The sequence below is a fragment of the Mesorhizobium sp. WSM4815 genome, from assembly GCF_055811575.1.
Map to the genome: position 1 here is coordinate 1 of NZ_JBVVQS010000076.1, position 14649 is coordinate 14649.

The window sequence follows — 14649 nt, forward strand, 5'->3', positions numbered from 1 at the left end:
CCGGAAGGCTCGGTCTACATCACCGGCGGGGCCGAGCCGGAAGACGGCGACGGCCCCGCCGATCCCAGCGATTTCGAACCCGACTGGCCGCTGTTCGAAGAGGTAATCTGGCCGGTGCTGGCGACCCGCATTCCGGCCTTCGAGGCGATCAAGCCGACGCGCGCCTGGGCCGGTCATTACGACTACAACACGCTCGACCAGAACGCGGTGATCGGCCCGCATCCGCAGGTCGGGAATTTCCTGTTCGCCAACGGTTTTTCCGGCCACGGCCTGCAGCAGGCGCCGGCGGTCGGCAAGGCGCTGGCCGAGCTGATCGTGCATGGCGGTTTTCGCACGGTGGACTGCTCGGCGTTTGGGTACAGCCGTGTCGCTGAGGGGCGGGCTTTCAGGGAGTTGAATGTGATCTGAGGCTGGCGGACAGAGGGGGGGTGCTGTCCCTCGGCACCAAAAGGTTCCGCACCGCAAGGCCAGCCGTCAGCGCTCGCGGCCAAACCAGAACGCGTCCGCCATCCGCGTCATGCCGATCCGTTCGTAGAAGCCGACGGCGTCGGGCACGGAGATCAGTGACATGGCGACGGATGGCCCGAGCTGCCGCCGCGCTTCGTCGAGCAGGCCCTTGCCGATGCCGAGCCCTTGCGCCGATTTGCAGACGGCGAGCTCGGAAATGTAGCACACCCACGAGAAGTCGGTGATGCCTCGGGCGAGGCCGATCAGCGGCTTGCCAGGCGCATCGAGGCGCGCCGTCAACACCAGATCTGCATTGGCAAGCATCGCCTTCAGACGGACGTCGTCATCGATGGGCCGAGTGACACCGAGGCCGGATTCCACCAGCACGCGGCGGAACTCGGCTGCGTCGAGGTTCGGTTCGCTGGCGTAGAGTACTTTGGGACGTGTTGTCATGCCGGCCAAGGTGCACCATAGGGCGGCAAGTTTGAAGCGGTCCGTGCTCTAGGACCAAAGCTTGCGAAAACAGCCGCCTTTTATTTGCCTGCAGCTTTGTGTAAACCGGGCGCCAATACATCCCCGCAGCGAAAAGAAGACGGGCAAGACCTATGGAAAAATTCACCAAGCTCACCGGCGTTGCCGCGCCGATGCCGATCGTCAATGTCGACACCGACATGATCATTCCCAAGGATTATCTCAAGACGATCAAGCGCACCGGACTCGGCAGCGGACTGTTTGCCGAAATGCGCTACACGGACGACGGCTCGGAAAACCCCGACTTCGTGCTCAACAAGCCGGCCTACCGCAAGGCGCAGATCTTGGTCGCCGGCGACAATTTCGGCTGCGGCTCGTCGCGCGAGCATGCGCCGTGGGCGCTGCTCGACTTCGGCATACGCTGCGTCATCTCGACCTCGTTCGCCGACATTTTCTACAACAACTGCTTCAAGAACGGCATCCTGCCGATCACCGTCAGCCCGGAGGATCTGGACAAGCTGATGGACGACGCCTCGCGCGGCTCCAACGCAACCCTGTCGATCGACCTCGAAGCCAAGGAAATCCGCGGTCCGGACGGCGGCGTGGTCAAGTTCGACCTCGACGACTTCAAGCGCCACTGCCTCTTGAACGGGCTCGACGATATCGGCCTGACTATGGAGAAGGCCGACGCCATCGCCTCGTTCGAGAAGAAGAACGCCGAGCTGCGGCCCTGGGCCTGAACGGTAGGATGACCCCGGCCGCGACAGGCCGGGTTCGTGGCGGCTGCACGGAGGGACAGGCATGACACGTTCGCTGCTTGCCGGCGCCTGGGCGCTGGCGTGGATTCTGATGCCGGTGGCTGGCGCGCATGCACAGACCGACACGGTGCTCGTGCCGGCTGACGATGCGTCCGGCGGGGCCGCCGACCTGGGCGCGTCGAGCAATGCGGCCCTGGCCGAGGACGACGGCCAAGCACCGGTCCCGTTCGAGAATGGGCAGCTGACCATCACCCAGCAGGAAGACTATGGCGAGAAGGTGCTGGCCTATGACGGCAAGCAGCTGGCGCGCAATTACGATGTCTTCTTCGACAGGATTGTCGAGGTCGGCGGCGTCACGGTGGCGCTGGTCGATGTCGGCGACGGCGGCAATCAATGCGGTCCGGCCAAGGTGATCGTGTGGAAGCCGGAAGGCGGCACGATCCAGACGACCACCGTCGAGCAGGATGAATGCGGCGCACCGCCGGCCGCGCTATCCGACGGCGCCATCTATTTCGTGCCTAATCTCTTGCCGGGCGAATCGAAGCCGGCGCTGCAATGGTCGCCGACCGGCGGGTTGTCGACCTTGGGCAACCTCGCCTACATGCCGGAGCCGGGTACCGGCTGGAAAGATGTCGACCCGGCGAAATACGACAGCATCGTCGATGCCTTCCATAACGAGGCCGTCTACAGGCAAGCCGCGTCGCTGCTCGGCAAGCAGATGCCCGACATGGCGACCAGCCTGCTGGTCGGCGGCGGCACCGAGAAAACCACCTCGGGCGTCTTCCACGCCAGCGGCTGCATGCCGCATGATTGCGGCGGCGACGACGGCTTCATGGCGATCGATCCGGCCAACCACAAGCTCTATTTCGCCCGCCGCGGCGACAAGCCCGAGCCGGATGCGTGGCCGGCGGTGAACACGTGGCCGGCCGAGGTCAGGGAAGCAATGGACAAGGCGCTCGGTTCGCCGAATTAGCTTCTCTGCTTCATGCCTTCGTTCCCGAGGCGGGGCCGAGCGGCGGCAGTCGTAACCTCAGACCATCGACAAAAAAGCCCGGCGCATGGCCGGGCTTTCCGTCGAATAGGGACTTGTATCAATCGCCGTCGATCGCCGTGGCGATGCGGGCGATGGCTCGTTGATAGTTGCTCGCGTCATTCCAGCCGGCAATTGCACCGAGATTCGCCTGTGCGCTGGCACCCGCCTGCCAACCATGAGCCTTGAGGAAGTTGGCGGTGGAAGCCAACGCAGTGGCCTTGTCGCGCAGATTTCCGCTGCCGACCCCGTATTTCAAGACATTTCCGGGCAGGAACTGCGTATGGCCAATCTCGCCATGCATGGCGCCGACCGACGAGGCGCTCAGCGCGCCGCGATCAACCAGTTTCAGGGCTGCAACAGCATGCGGGTAGAAGAACTCCGGGCGGCGGCAATCATAGGCAAGCGTTACAATGGCAGAGACCGTATTCTGCTTGCCCAAGAAGGAACCGAAGCCAGTCTCCATCCCCCAGATGGCGAGCAACACACCCGGCGTCACGCCGTAGGTCCGTTCGATCTTGTCGAACAGCGCCGCGTTCGACTTCTTCAGTGAACGGCCCTTGGAAATGATTGTGGACGCGCCACGGCGCTTCATGAAAGCATCCACCGAGCCACCGAAAGCCTTGTGAATAGCGCGGTCGGCGGCGATCGTCCTTTTTGCGTAGGTCGCGTTAGCCAGAGCGGCCAGACCCTTCGAGCCTACACCGCTGGCCCTTGCTTCCTGCGCGAACTCCGCCTTCCACGCTTCGAAGCCCGCGCCCGTTTTGCCGCATTGCGCGGCCTGTGCCGCTGTTGCCGCCGCAAGCATCATCGATGCCGCCGCTGCGAAAATCTTTGCCTTGGCAAAAAATGCCATGTTGCTCTCCTGGTTGCCTGAATCTTGTCCCGAACACGAATTTGCCAGCGAAACGCCCGCTTGTCACCGTTGGAGCGACGTGCGTCCGCTTGGACGCAGTACGCTCCAGCACTTTACAATCTGCGCATCGTGCTTTCCGAGAATCGGAACCGACTTTCGGGGCCGATGCGCTAAGAACTCGTTTACGCATCCTCGCCGCAGCGCTGGCGAATGCCGGACAACTTGCTTACGATCAAGTAATTATTGTGGCGGGGGGCTAGAATATTCATGGAAGACGTTGACGTCGTGGTCATCGGCGCCGGCTCGGCGGGACTTTCCGCCGCCAAGACCCTGCGTGCGGCCGGCCTTTCCTTCAAGCTGGTCGAAGCGATGAACCGTATCGGCGGCCGCGCCTGGACCAGCGACCAGCATTTCGGCGTTCCTTTCGACATCGGCTGCGCCTGGCTGCACGCGGCCAACCGCAATCCCTACTTTCCCGAGGCGCAAGCTGCCCGCTGGACGCTTCATCATCACGACATGAATATCGACCATCTCTATTATCGCAACCGAAAGGCGAGCGAGGACGAAGAGGCCGCAATGAAGGCGGCCGATATCAGGCTGTTCGAGCTGCTGGCGGCGCATGAGGTCAAGGTTGGTGACGACGACCGTCTTTCGGCGTTGCTCGCCAGGGGCCATGCGCCGCGCGCCGCCGCCACCTTCGCCGGGCCGATGGACTTCGGCGCCGACGAGGACGAGATATCGATCCGCGACTTTCAGGCTGCCGCCGATCTCGATCCGAACTACTTCACCAAGGAGGGGTTCGGCGCGCTGGTCGCCCATTTCGGCGCCGACGTGCCGGTCGAGCTGTCGACGCCGGTGCGGAAAATCCTCTGGGACGTGCCCGGCGTCGCTTGCGTCACCGATCGCGGCATCATCCGCGCCAAGGCGGTCATCGTCACCGCCTCGCCGGCGGTGCTCGCCTTCGAGGAGATCGAATTCGCGCCGGCGCTGCCAGACAGGCATTTCGCTGCCTTCTTCGACCTGCCGATGGGCATGCTGACCAAGCTGCCGGTTGAGATCAGGGGCACAAGGCTCGGGCTGGCGCCGTTCGACGACCTGCTGATCGAGCGGCTGGCCAGGCACGACATCTACTTCCTTTGCTTTCCCTTCGACCTCGACCTGATGGTCGGCTTCGTCGGCGGCGATTTCGCTTGGGAGATGTCGGCGGCGGGCGAGGCGGCAGGCGTCGACTTCGTCGTCGACCGGCTGTGCGCCATCTTCGGCGGCGACGTCAGAAAACATGTCGGGCGCGCCATGATGACCAATTGGGGCGGCGAGCGGTTCGTGCGCGGCGCCTATGCGGCGGCCCGACCCGGCCGTTCGCAGGCGCGCGCCACGCTGATGCAGCCGGTGGCGGAAAAAATCTTCTTCGCCGGCGAGCATCTGGCCGGTCCGCTGATGCAGACCTGCGGCGGCGCCAGGCTATCGGGCGAGGCGGTGGCGAGAACGGTCGCCGCCCAGCTTGCGGCAACATAGCAACGGCAGGAACGCCGGCCGCCGACAGGCGTTTGGGCGATATGCCGCTGCGCACTATATCCGGGCCTGATGATTTGAGATCTGGTGATTCGAGATCGGTATGAAGCTCTTCGATTGCCCGCATTGCGGCCACCGCCTCTATTTCGAGAACGCCCAGTGCCTGAACTGCGCCAGCCCCGTGCTTTACGATGCCGGGCATGCGCGCTTCGTGCTGTCTGGCGCCGGCGGCGTTTTCCAGTGCACCAATGCCGACGAGTGCGCTTGCAACTGGATGGCGGAACCTGGCCATGCCTTCTGCCGCGCCTGCGCGCTGAACCAGCTGATCCCGGACCTTTCGGTCGAGGGCAACCGCCGTCGCTGGATCCGCGTCGAAGCGGCAAAGAAGCGGGCCATCTATTCGCTGCTCGCGGCCGGACTGCCGGTCGCACCCAAGCAGAACGCCGGCGACGAGGCTGGCCTCGCCTTCGACTTTCTCGCCGATCCGATCGGTGGTCCGGGTGGCGCGCGCATCCTGACCGGCCATGACAACGGCCTGATCACACTCAATGTCGCCGAGGCGGACTCGGCCGAGCGCGAAAGACGGCGCGTCGAGATGGGCGAGAACTATCGCACTTTGCTCGGCCATTTCCGCCACGAACTCGGCCACTATTACTGGGACCGCCTGATCCGCGACGACCCGCAACGGCTTGCCGCCTTCCGCACCTTGTTCGGCGACGAGCGCGCCGACTACGAGCAGGCGCTGAAGACCTATCATGCCAATGGCGCGCCGCCCGACTGGCAGCAGGACCACATTTCCGCCTATGCCGCCTCCCATCCCTGGGAAGACTGGGCCGAGACATGGGCGCACCATCTGCACATCGCCGATACGCTGGAGATGGTGCATGCGCTGAATTTCCCGCTCGGCCGGCTGGAAACCATGGAGGCCAACGACCTGTCGCGGGGCGATACCGGCGGCGAGCTCCAGCCGGCACCGTCGGAACCTGCCGCCGTTCCCGAACCGTTCGAAAAGATCCTGGCCCGCTGGCTGGTGCTGTCGGAAGCGTCCAACTCGATCAACCGCTGCATGGGTCTGCCGGACCTCTATCCCTTCGTCATCTCGGAGCTGACGGCACAGAAGCTGGCCTTCGTCCATGAACTCCTGACCGGTGTCGTGAAAGAAACCGGAACAAAACGTGAGCCGGCCGAGGCGTTTTAGCCGGAACGCATGAGGTCTTGTTTCGTTTTCGTTCGCGAGGGACCATCAACACGGAGCGAAACCATGAAGCGCATACTGTTTCCTGCTGTCGCCGGAGCGCTCGTCGCCATGTCCGGCACAGCCTTGGCCGATACCGCCGTTTCGGCGGTCGCCGATCTCAACATTCGCGCCGGCCCCGGGCCGCAATACCCGGTGATCGGCGTGCTCGCCGCTGGCCAGTCGGCAACGCTCGATGGCTGCATCCAAAACAGCAAATGGTGCACCATAGCCGAGGCCAATGGCCAAGGCTGGATCTATTCCGACTATGTGACGGCCGATTTCGGCGGCAACGAGGTCGTCCTGACCCGGCGCCCGGCCGACGCAGACATTACCATCGTCGAAGCCCCCGCCGATGTCGACGATCCCGACATCTATACCGGAGCGATCGTCGCTGGCGAGCCGATCGAGCCGATCAGGCGGCCGCCGGCCGAAGTTCGCACCTACATCGAGACCAACCGGGTCGACCCGGTTTATCTCGAGGGCGAGGTGGTTACCGGCGCGACCTTGCCCGATACCGTCGAGTTGCGCGAGATTCCGGACTATGACTACCGCTATGTCTATGTGAACGGTCAGCCGGCACTGGTCGACCCCGGCACCCGACGCATCATGTACGTCGAGCGCTGACGGTGCCGAACAGGGCATTCGCCTTGGACGAATGACGGAACTGTCGAAGTCGGCGCCGCCCCTCATCGCCCTGGCGGGCGCTTCTCCCCGTATAGTGACGGGGAGAAGCGGCCTCTTCTGCAATGCTGGCGATTAGCGAAATCGTTGGGAGAGCACCCCTCTCCCCGTTCACGGGGAGAGGATGCCGGCAGGCAGGTGAGGGGCGACGCCAACGCCGATTGCTGTGACGATTGCGCGGCACGACCCGATCGAATAGATCATGCGACCCGAAGCACCAGCCTGTGAGCCCGCGTGATAGACCCTGCCGCCTTCGAGCGCTATCGGCATACTCCCAACGCCAAGACGACCCTGCCGCGGCTCCTGCTCGGAACGGCGATCGTCGTCCTGTTCTGGGTCGCGACGACCATCGCCGTGCTGTTCGGCGGCGCCTATTTCTTCGTCGTCTGGCAAGCATCGTCCGGCGCCCCGATGGAAGGAGGGGCGGTGCAGAATTTCATGGCTTCGTCCACCGGGATCCTCGCCGCGCTCGCCTCCTTTGCCGGAATCTGGCTCGGCCTGTGGGCTGCCATGCGCTGGGTCCATCGCGAGCCGCTGATGGCGCTGATCGGCACCAGCCGCCGCGTTTCGCGCTCGGGATTTTTTAGGGGATTGGCCGCGGTATTGGTCACATCGCTGCTCTCCGAGATACTGCTCTATCTCTTGCAGCCCGACATTGCGCGCGGTGCGATCGGCCTGTCGTCCTGGCTGCTGTTCCTGATCCCGATCGCCGCGCTGACCCTGCTGCAGACCTCGTCCGAAGAGGTGCTGTTTCGCGGCTATCTCCTCAGGGGCCTGGCCAACCGCTTTCAAAACCCCTTCATCTGGGCGCTGCTGCCAGGACTTCTGTTCACTGCGATGCATTGGAACCCAGGCTCGACGACCGCCATCAACGCCTGCGTGCTGGCCTCGATCGCCGCTTTTGCGCTGCTCCTGACGCTTGTGGTCTATGCCACGGGCAATCTCGGCGCGGCCTTCGGCGCCCACCTCGGCAACAATCTGACCGGCTTCCTGCTGATTTCGCACCAGCAAAGCTACAATTCGTTCGCCCTGTTCAACGCCAAGCCGCTCGAAGGCCCCGGCTGGACGACGCTTGATGCCGTCCTCATCGCGGCGATCGGCATCGTCTGCAGCCTGTTGACCGTTCTGCTGCTGCTGCACCCGCGCTCGCCGCTGAAGGTCGAGCCGGATTTTTCGCACCCCGGCGGCCCAAGCTGATGCGCATCACGCTGGTGGTGCTGCCATAAACCGAACCGGCCCGGTTCAGCGTATTCGGCCCCGCACCTTGACTCCGCGGCCGATTTCCTGTCTACAGCCCGCGAATTCCGCGACGAGTATCCCTCCGAGCAAGCCGACCGGGACGCCGAAGCCTGTTTGAGGCGACGTGCTGTAAATCGATCCTGGAGGCCAACATCCGGCAGCGCTGTGCGCCCCCGGGTGCTTTTTGGCTTTGGGCTTTTGCCTGGACAGCTTGGGTTGGATACTGGGCGCGAACGCATTACCTCTCGGGCATCATCCGGGTGCCAGGGAAAAGGAAGAAGAATGTTTGAATCGCTACAGGAACGTCTTGGTTCGATCCTGAACGGCCTCACCGGCCGCGGCGCCCTGTCCGAGGCCGATGTCTCGGCGGCGTTGCGCGAGGTGCGCCGTGCGCTGCTTGAGGCCGACGTTGCGCTGGAAGTGGTGCGTTCCTTCACCGACAAGGTGCGCGAGAAGGCCGTCGGCGCCGCCGTGCTGAAGTCGATCAAGCCCGGGCAGATGGTCGTCAAGATCGTCCATGACGAGCTGGTCGGGATGCTGGGCGCCGAGGGCGTCGCCATCGACCTCAATGCACCGGCTCCAGTCGTCATCATGATGGTCGGCCTGCAGGGTTCCGGCAAGACCACGACATCGGCCAAGATCGCCAAGCGCCTCACCGAGCGTCAGAACAAGAAGGTCCTGATGGCCTCGCTCGACACGCGGCGTCCCGCCGCGCAGGAGCAGCTCCGTCAGCTCGGCGAGCAGGTCAAGGTCGCCACGCTGCCGATCGTCGAGGGCCAGACGCCGGTCGACATCGCCCGCCGCGCCGTGCAGGCGGCAAAGCTCGGCGGCCATGACGTCGTCATCCTCGACACCGCCGGCCGCACCCATATAGACGAGCCGCTGATGGTCGAGATGGCCGACATCAAGAAGGTCTCGTCGCCGCACGAAATCCTTTTGGTCGCCGATTCGCTGACGGGCCAAGATGCCGTCAATCTGGCAAAAAGCTTCGATGAGCGCGTCGGCATCACCGGCCTGGTGCTGACCCGCATGGATGGCGACGGCCGTGGTGGTGCGGCACTTTCCATGCGCGCCGTCACCGGCAAGCCGATCAAGCTGATCGGCACCGGCGAGAAAATGGACGGGCTGGAGGAATTCCATCCCAAGCGCATCGCCGACCGCATTCTCGGCATGGGCGACATCATCAGCCTCGTCGAAAAGGCTGCCGAAAACATCGACGCCGAGCAGGCGGCGGCGATGGCCAAGAAGATGCAGTCGGGCAAGTTCGACCTGAACGATCTTGCCGGCCAGCTTCAGCAGATGTCGAAGATGGGCGGCATGGGCGGCATCATGGGCATGATGCCGGGCATGGGCAAGATGAAGGACCAGATGGCTGCCGCCGGTCTCGACGACAAGATGTTCGGCCGCCAGCTCGCCATCATCTCGTCGATGACCAAGGCCGAGCGCGCCAACCCCGATATTCTGAAGCACTCGCGCAAGAAGCGCATCGCCGCAGGCTCCGGCACCGATGCGGCCGAGATCAACAAGCTCCTGAAGATGCACCGCGGCATGGCCGACATGATGAAAGCGATGGGCGGCAAGGGCAAAGGCGGTGGCCTGATGCGTGGCATGATGGGCGGTCTGGCCCAGAAGATGGGACTCGGCGGCATGATGCCAGGGGGCATGGGTGGCCCGGGCGGCATGATGGGCGGCGGCATGCCGGACCTGTCCAAGATGGACCCCAAGCAGCTCGAAGCCTTGCAGAAGCAAGCACAGGCAGCCGGTCTCGGCGGCATGAAGGGTCTTCCCGGTGGCCTCCCAGGTGGCGGTGGTCTGCCTGGGCTGCCCGGCGGCATGAAGCTTCCTGGTTTGCCAGGATCCGGCGGCGGTCTGCCAATGCTCGGCAAGAACGCCCCTGGCAAGAAGAAGTGAGGGCGCGATGAACGAAGAGAAGGACATGGCCGACGCACGCGCGGCGCTGGTCGACTACCGCGCCTCGATCGACAACATCGACGCAGCGCTCATCCACATGCTGGCCGAGCGTTTCCGCTGCACCAAGGCGGTCGGCGAGCTGAAGGCATCGCATGGCCTGCCGCCGGCCGATCCGGCGCGCGAGCAGCAGCAGATCGCCCGCCTTCGCCAACTGGCGAAGGACGCCCATCTCGACCCGGATTTCGCGGAGAAATTCCTGAACTTCGTCGTCCGCGAAGTGATCCGCCATCACGAGCATATCGCCGCATCCAACGGCGGAACGAAAACCGGCTGAGGACCAGCCGTAAACCCGAAAATCAGCGTTTTAGGAGAAAAGAAATGCCATTGAAAATCCGACTGGCCCGTGCAGGCTCGAAAAAGCGTCCCTATTACCACGTCGTCGTCGCCGACGCCCGTTCGCCGCGCGACGGCCGTTTCATCGAGTCGCTCGGCTCGTGGAACCCGCTGCTGCCCAAGGACGGCGAGCGGGTCAAGGTCGACGCCGACCGCGTCAAGCATTGGCTCTCGCACGGCGCCCAGCCGACCGACCGCGTGCTGCGCTTCCTCGACGAGGCCGGCATCGCCAAGCGCGAGGCCCGCTCCAATCCCAAGAAGGCCGAACCCGGCAAGAAGGCGCAGGAACGCGCCGCACTTCTGAAGAAGGCGCAGGACGATGCAGCCGCCGCGGTTGCCGCTGCGGCAGCCGCGCCGGCCGAGGCGGAAGCCGCGACCGCCGAATAATCCGCTTTTTATCGCTTACGGAACGGCGGGCGCTTTGCCCGCCGTTTCATTTCGTCGGAGCCTATGACGCGGCCCGATCAATAGCCTGCCGGGCAGCGGGCGATGTAGACCCCTCCATAGCGATCGCGATAGCGGCACCGGCCGGGTTCGGTCGCACGACCGATCAGTGCGCCGGCGACGGCGCCGACAGCACCACCAACAACAGCTCCCTCCACCGGGTCATTTGCAACGGCAGCGCCGACAGCAGCGCCTCCCAGGCCACCGACCGCGGCGTCCTGTTCTGTCCGGGAACAGGCTGCGAGCGTGGTTGCCAATATGATCAGGACCACCAATTTCTTCATCGTCGCTCCTCCCAAATGGGGTTTTCCGTCCTCGCCCCACATCGTCTAACTCGCAACCGGGCGATTTGATCCACGGACAAGGAAGAAGGGTGGCGGCGCCCTCTCTGGCGGCGCGACCGCCATCGAACGGCTTTGATGTCGCCGCTACCGGCTAAACGGGATCAGCGAGCGCACCCCGGGATTGCGCAGGAAAAGGCCGCCCCACAGAATGAGGCCGAGATAGACGCCGAACAATGTGTGCGAGAACAGCGGGCTGCCAAGACGCGCGTGGGTCGCGATGGCGCCGCCGAGATAGGCGGTGAGCAGGACGGCGCCGAGCACCGAGGTGCGCGGCACCGCATAGAGCGCGGTCGAGACCAGCCCGACGATGCCGAGCATGCGCGAAACATCGGGATCGGCCGGCCAGCCGAGTTGCACCATGGTCTGGGTGACGACATCGAGCGGCGGCAGCTTGATGACGCCGTCGAAGGTCATGAACAGCACGATGAGGGCGCTGAGCCCGCGGCCGGTCCACAGCGCGCTCGGCGTGACGGATGCTGTTTGAGACATGGTCATTGGTCCTCCGGTTGTTTCGAGCCCTCTTGGCGAGGGTCGAACCAAGGACGCGGCGTGAGGCGGCGATCCGACACGCTTATGATTTTTCCAGCGCACGGTGCTTCGGTGAGCGCGGGAACAAACCCTAGGAAAAATAGTATTTTTTGGCGGGGATCATTTTTGGCGGCGCTTCGCCGAGCGCCTCGAACACCGAGATTTCACAGACGCGGCACAGACCGTCGAGGGCGAGATCGTTGGCCTCGGTGCCGAACGGGTCCTCGAGTTCCTCCGAAAGCGCGTCGAGGCCGAAAAAGGTGTAGGCGATCAGCGCCGTGAACAGCGGCGTCGCCCAACCGGCAGTCGAGGCCAGCCCAAATGGCAGCAGCAGGCAGAAGATATAGGCGGTGCGCTGCAACAGCAGCGTGTAGGCAAACGGAAGCGGTGTTCCCATGATGCGCTCGCAGCCGGCCTGCGCTGCGGCGATTTGCGACAGGCGCTCGTCGAGAATGCGGTAGCCCATGACATCGATTGCGCCGGCCCTGTACAACGCGGCGGTTCGCTCGCCCATCCGCCGCAGCATGGCGTCCGGCGGGTTGGCCAGCTTGGCAGCACTTTCGGCCGCTTCATCGATGAACGCGCGTGCTTCGGTCGTGGCATCGACCCGCCGAAGCAGGCCGCGCAGGAAGTGACAGAAGGCGATCGCCTCCATCAGCAGCCCGCGCAGTTCGACCCGATCCTCGATCAACCCGGTGCTGGCGCGCGCCAGATTGCGAATGTCGAACACAAGCTGGCCCCACAGCTTGCGCGCCTCCCACCAGCGGTCGTAGGCGGCATTGTTACGGAAGCCGAGATAGATCGACAGCGCCACACCGAGCAAGGCGAGCGGCGCGGGCCCGGCATTGCCGAGGTCAAGCTGCAGGGCCCTGACCGCCAGCACCACCAGTGCGCCATAAATGCCGAAGCCGAAGATCTGCGGCAGGATGCGCGGCACCACCGAGCCGCGCATGATGAAGAACAGATGCAAAAATCCCGGGCGCGGGCGAACGATCATCGAAACCCCTTTCACGGACCGGCAATGATCCTGATCGGTTCCATTGTGCGACGCAATACACGCACAAGCCCAGCCGCCAGCGACATGGCGATGTCGTCTTGCCGGTTTGAGGGGCAGAGCAGGGCCAGGTGATGCGGCCCGACGCGACCTAACTGAGGCGCCGGTGCCGCCCCTCATCCGCCTGCCGGCACCCCGGCCCTTCGCTGTCGCTACGGGCGTTCGTCGTTCGGAAAGCCAAGCAATTGGCTTTCCATCCGCTTCGCGGACCACTTCTCACCCCCGTGAACGGGGAGAAGGGAGCTAACCGGCCGAAGGCCGAGCCGCGACTGCGGGCCGCCGGTTGTCCGGCGCCCCCGCGGAGGGCCCGCCGCAGCAGCGGCGATACGGCCCGTGAGCGAGAAGTTACGCCGCCTTCTTCTTCGGTTGGATCAGCCCGCGCTCGATCAGCAATTCGGCGATCTGCACCGCGTTGAGTGCCGCGCCCTTGCGCAGATTGTCGGAGACGATCCACATCGACAGGCCGTTGTCGACGGTCGAATCCTCGCGGATGCGCGAGATGAAGGTCGCGTCCTCGCCGGCCGAGTCCAGCGGCGTGATGTAGCCGCCGTCCTCGCGCTTGTCGAGAACCTGGCAGCCCGGTGCTTCGCGCAGGATCTCACGTGCTTCCTCGGCGGTGATCGGCTTTTCGAACTCGATGTTGACCGCTTCGGAATGGCCGATGAACACCGGCACGCGCACGCAGGTCGCTGTCAGCTTGATCTTGGGGTCGAGCATCTTCTTGGTCTCGGCGACCATCTTCCACTCTTCCTTGGTGAAGCCGTCGTCGAGGAAGACGTCGATGTGCGGGATGACGTTGAAGGCGATGCGCTTGGTGAACTTCTTGACGTCGACCTGATCGGCGACGAACACCGCGCGGGTCTGCGTGAACAGTTCGTCCATGCCTTCCTTGCCGGCGCCGGACACCGATTGATAGGTGGCGACGACGACACGTTTGATGGTGGCGAGGTCATGCAGCGGCTTCAGCGCCACGACCAGTTGCGCCGTCGAGCAGTTCGGGTTGGCGATGATGTTCTTGCGCGTGAACAGCGAAATCGCTTCCGGGTTCACTTCCGGCACGATCAGCGGCACGTCCTGGTCATAGCGGAAGGCCGACGAATTATCGATGACGACGCAGCCCTGCTTGCCGATCTTCGGCGACCATTCCTTCGAAACGTTGCCGCCGGCCGACATGATGCAGATGTCGGTATCGGAAAAATCATATTGGTCGAGCGCCCTGACCTTCAGCGTGCGATCGCCGAACGACACTTCCGTGCCCTGGCTGCGCCGCGAGGCCAGCGCCACCACCTCGCTCACCGGAAAGCCGCGCTCTTCCAGTATGTTGAGCATTTCCCGACCCACATTGCCCGTGGCGCCGACGATTGCAACCTTGAAACTCATCGAAATCTCCTGTCCTCTCCGCTCGGTTTTTTGGAGAAAACCCGCCGGCCGATGCGGGTTTCAACCCCCGGGCCGGACCCGGGAGAGGGTGGTTAGGCCAAGGGAATCAGACCGTTTTAGTGGTCGTTTTGCCGGTTTTTTTGGCCAAGAACGTGGTTTTGCTGGAACGAGCAGACGCGCCGAAACGCCCGGCCCAATGGTTCGCATTGCGGCCCGGGACGTCGAAGGCAAGAAGCGCCATCAAAAGGCCGCGCATCGAAACTACCCCATTCGGTGCCGGCTTTTACGCGGTTTGCGTAAAGAGTCAATCGCGACGTAGCCAGGCGGCTTGCCCTGTACAATGGCGGCGGCGCGAAGTACGAAC

Annotated in this window: 17 protein-coding genes; 10 read left to right on the plus strand and 7 right to left on the minus strand. The window is 64.0% G+C overall.

The genetic code is table 11. From position 1 onward, the window contains the following. Positions 1–408 (plus strand): NAD(P)/FAD-dependent oxidoreductase (locus AC0L2B_RS04090; protein WP_473744319.1); only part of this gene is annotated, 408 nt, incomplete at its 5' end. Between the two features lie 66 nt (positions 409–474). Here AC0L2B_RS04090 and AC0L2B_RS04095 read toward each other — a convergent pair. Then, positions 475–900, minus strand: coding sequence for a GNAT family N-acetyltransferase (locus tag AC0L2B_RS04095; protein ID WP_419695245.1), 426 nt, complete (start codon positions 898–900; stop codon positions 475–477). 152 nt (positions 901–1052) lie between these two features. On the opposite strand from AC0L2B_RS04095, the gene leuD reads away from it, so the two are divergent. Further along, entirely contained in the window at positions 1053–1658 is a 606-nt protein-coding gene (leuD, locus tag AC0L2B_RS04100; protein ID WP_023803774.1) for a 3-isopropylmalate dehydratase small subunit, read from the plus strand. Positions 1659–1719: 61 nt separating this feature from the next. Beyond that, positions 1720–2649, plus strand: coding sequence for a hypothetical protein (locus AC0L2B_RS04105; RefSeq protein WP_091592124.1), 930 nt, complete (start codon positions 1720–1722; stop codon positions 2647–2649). A 118-nt stretch (positions 2650–2767) separates the two neighbouring features. On the opposite strand, the gene AC0L2B_RS04110 is transcribed toward AC0L2B_RS04105, so the two are convergent. Next, positions 2768–3562 carry a lytic murein transglycosylase gene (locus AC0L2B_RS04110; protein WP_473744320.1) on the minus strand — a complete coding sequence of 265 codons (795 nt, stop codon included), beginning with the start codon at positions 3560–3562 and terminating at the stop codon, positions 2768–2770. 267 nt (positions 3563–3829) lie between these two features. On the opposite strand from AC0L2B_RS04110, the gene AC0L2B_RS04115 reads away from it, so the two are divergent. From AC0L2B_RS04115 to rpsP, 7 genes are all read left to right on the plus strand, one after another. Next, positions 3830–5077: a flavin monoamine oxidase family protein gene (locus AC0L2B_RS04115; protein ID WP_473744322.1), complete on the plus strand. Its 1248-nt coding sequence runs from the start codon at positions 3830–3832 to the stop codon at positions 5075–5077. 100 nt (positions 5078–5177) lie between these two features. Beyond that, the gene (locus AC0L2B_RS04120; protein ID WP_287240081.1) at positions 5178–6272 is read left to right on the plus strand and encodes a zinc-binding metallopeptidase family protein; all 1095 of its coding nucleotides are present in this window, start codon (positions 5178–5180) and stop codon (positions 6270–6272) included. Positions 6273–6335: 63 nt separating this feature from the next. After that, entirely contained in the window at positions 6336–6935 is a 600-nt protein-coding gene (locus AC0L2B_RS04125; protein WP_023803769.1) for a DUF1236 domain-containing protein, read from the plus strand. Positions 6936–7226: 291 nt separating this feature from the next. Further along, complete coding sequence (locus AC0L2B_RS04130; protein WP_473744323.1) at positions 7227–8189, plus strand: lysostaphin resistance A-like protein; 963 nt, start codon at positions 7227–7229, stop codon at positions 8187–8189. A gap of 324 nt (positions 8190–8513) precedes the next feature. Then, the gene (gene ffh, locus AC0L2B_RS04135) at positions 8514–10142 is read left to right on the plus strand and encodes a signal recognition particle protein (protein WP_023803767.1); all 1629 of its coding nucleotides are present in this window, start codon (positions 8514–8516) and stop codon (positions 10140–10142) included. 7 nt (positions 10143–10149) lie between these two features. Continuing rightward, the gene (locus AC0L2B_RS04140) at positions 10150–10476 is read left to right on the plus strand and encodes a chorismate mutase (protein WP_023803766.1); all 327 of its coding nucleotides are present in this window, start codon (positions 10150–10152) and stop codon (positions 10474–10476) included. A 44-nt stretch (positions 10477–10520) separates the two neighbouring features. Continuing rightward, positions 10521–10922 carry a 30S ribosomal protein S16 gene (rpsP, locus tag AC0L2B_RS04145; RefSeq protein WP_027153676.1) on the plus strand — a complete coding sequence of 134 codons (402 nt, stop codon included), beginning with the start codon at positions 10521–10523 and terminating at the stop codon, positions 10920–10922. Between the two features lie 77 nt (positions 10923–10999). On the opposite strand, the gene AC0L2B_RS04150 is transcribed toward rpsP, so the two are convergent. The 5 genes from AC0L2B_RS04150 to AC0L2B_RS04170 all read right to left on the minus strand — a co-directional run bounded on the left by AC0L2B_RS04150 (position 11000) and on the right by AC0L2B_RS04170 (position 14541). Continuing rightward, complete coding sequence (locus AC0L2B_RS04150; RefSeq protein ID WP_473744324.1) at positions 11000–11263, minus strand: YMGG-like glycine zipper-containing protein; 264 nt, start codon at positions 11261–11263, stop codon at positions 11000–11002. A 144-nt stretch (positions 11264–11407) separates the two neighbouring features. After that, complete coding sequence (locus AC0L2B_RS04155; RefSeq protein ID WP_091592141.1) at positions 11408–11818, minus strand: DoxX family protein; 411 nt, start codon at positions 11816–11818, stop codon at positions 11408–11410. 124 nt (positions 11819–11942) lie between these two features. After that, complete coding sequence (locus AC0L2B_RS04160) at positions 11943–12848, minus strand: bestrophin family protein (RefSeq protein WP_473744325.1); 906 nt, start codon at positions 12846–12848, stop codon at positions 11943–11945. A 402-nt stretch (positions 12849–13250) separates the two neighbouring features. After that, the gene (locus AC0L2B_RS04165; protein ID WP_473744326.1) at positions 13251–14285 is read right to left on the minus strand and encodes an aspartate-semialdehyde dehydrogenase; all 1035 of its coding nucleotides are present in this window, start codon (positions 14283–14285) and stop codon (positions 13251–13253) included. Positions 14286–14391: 106 nt separating this feature from the next. Further along, positions 14392–14541: a hypothetical protein gene (locus tag AC0L2B_RS04170; protein WP_287057073.1), complete on the minus strand. Its 150-nt coding sequence runs from the start codon at positions 14539–14541 to the stop codon at positions 14392–14394. Positions 14542–14649: the final 108 nt, after the last annotated feature.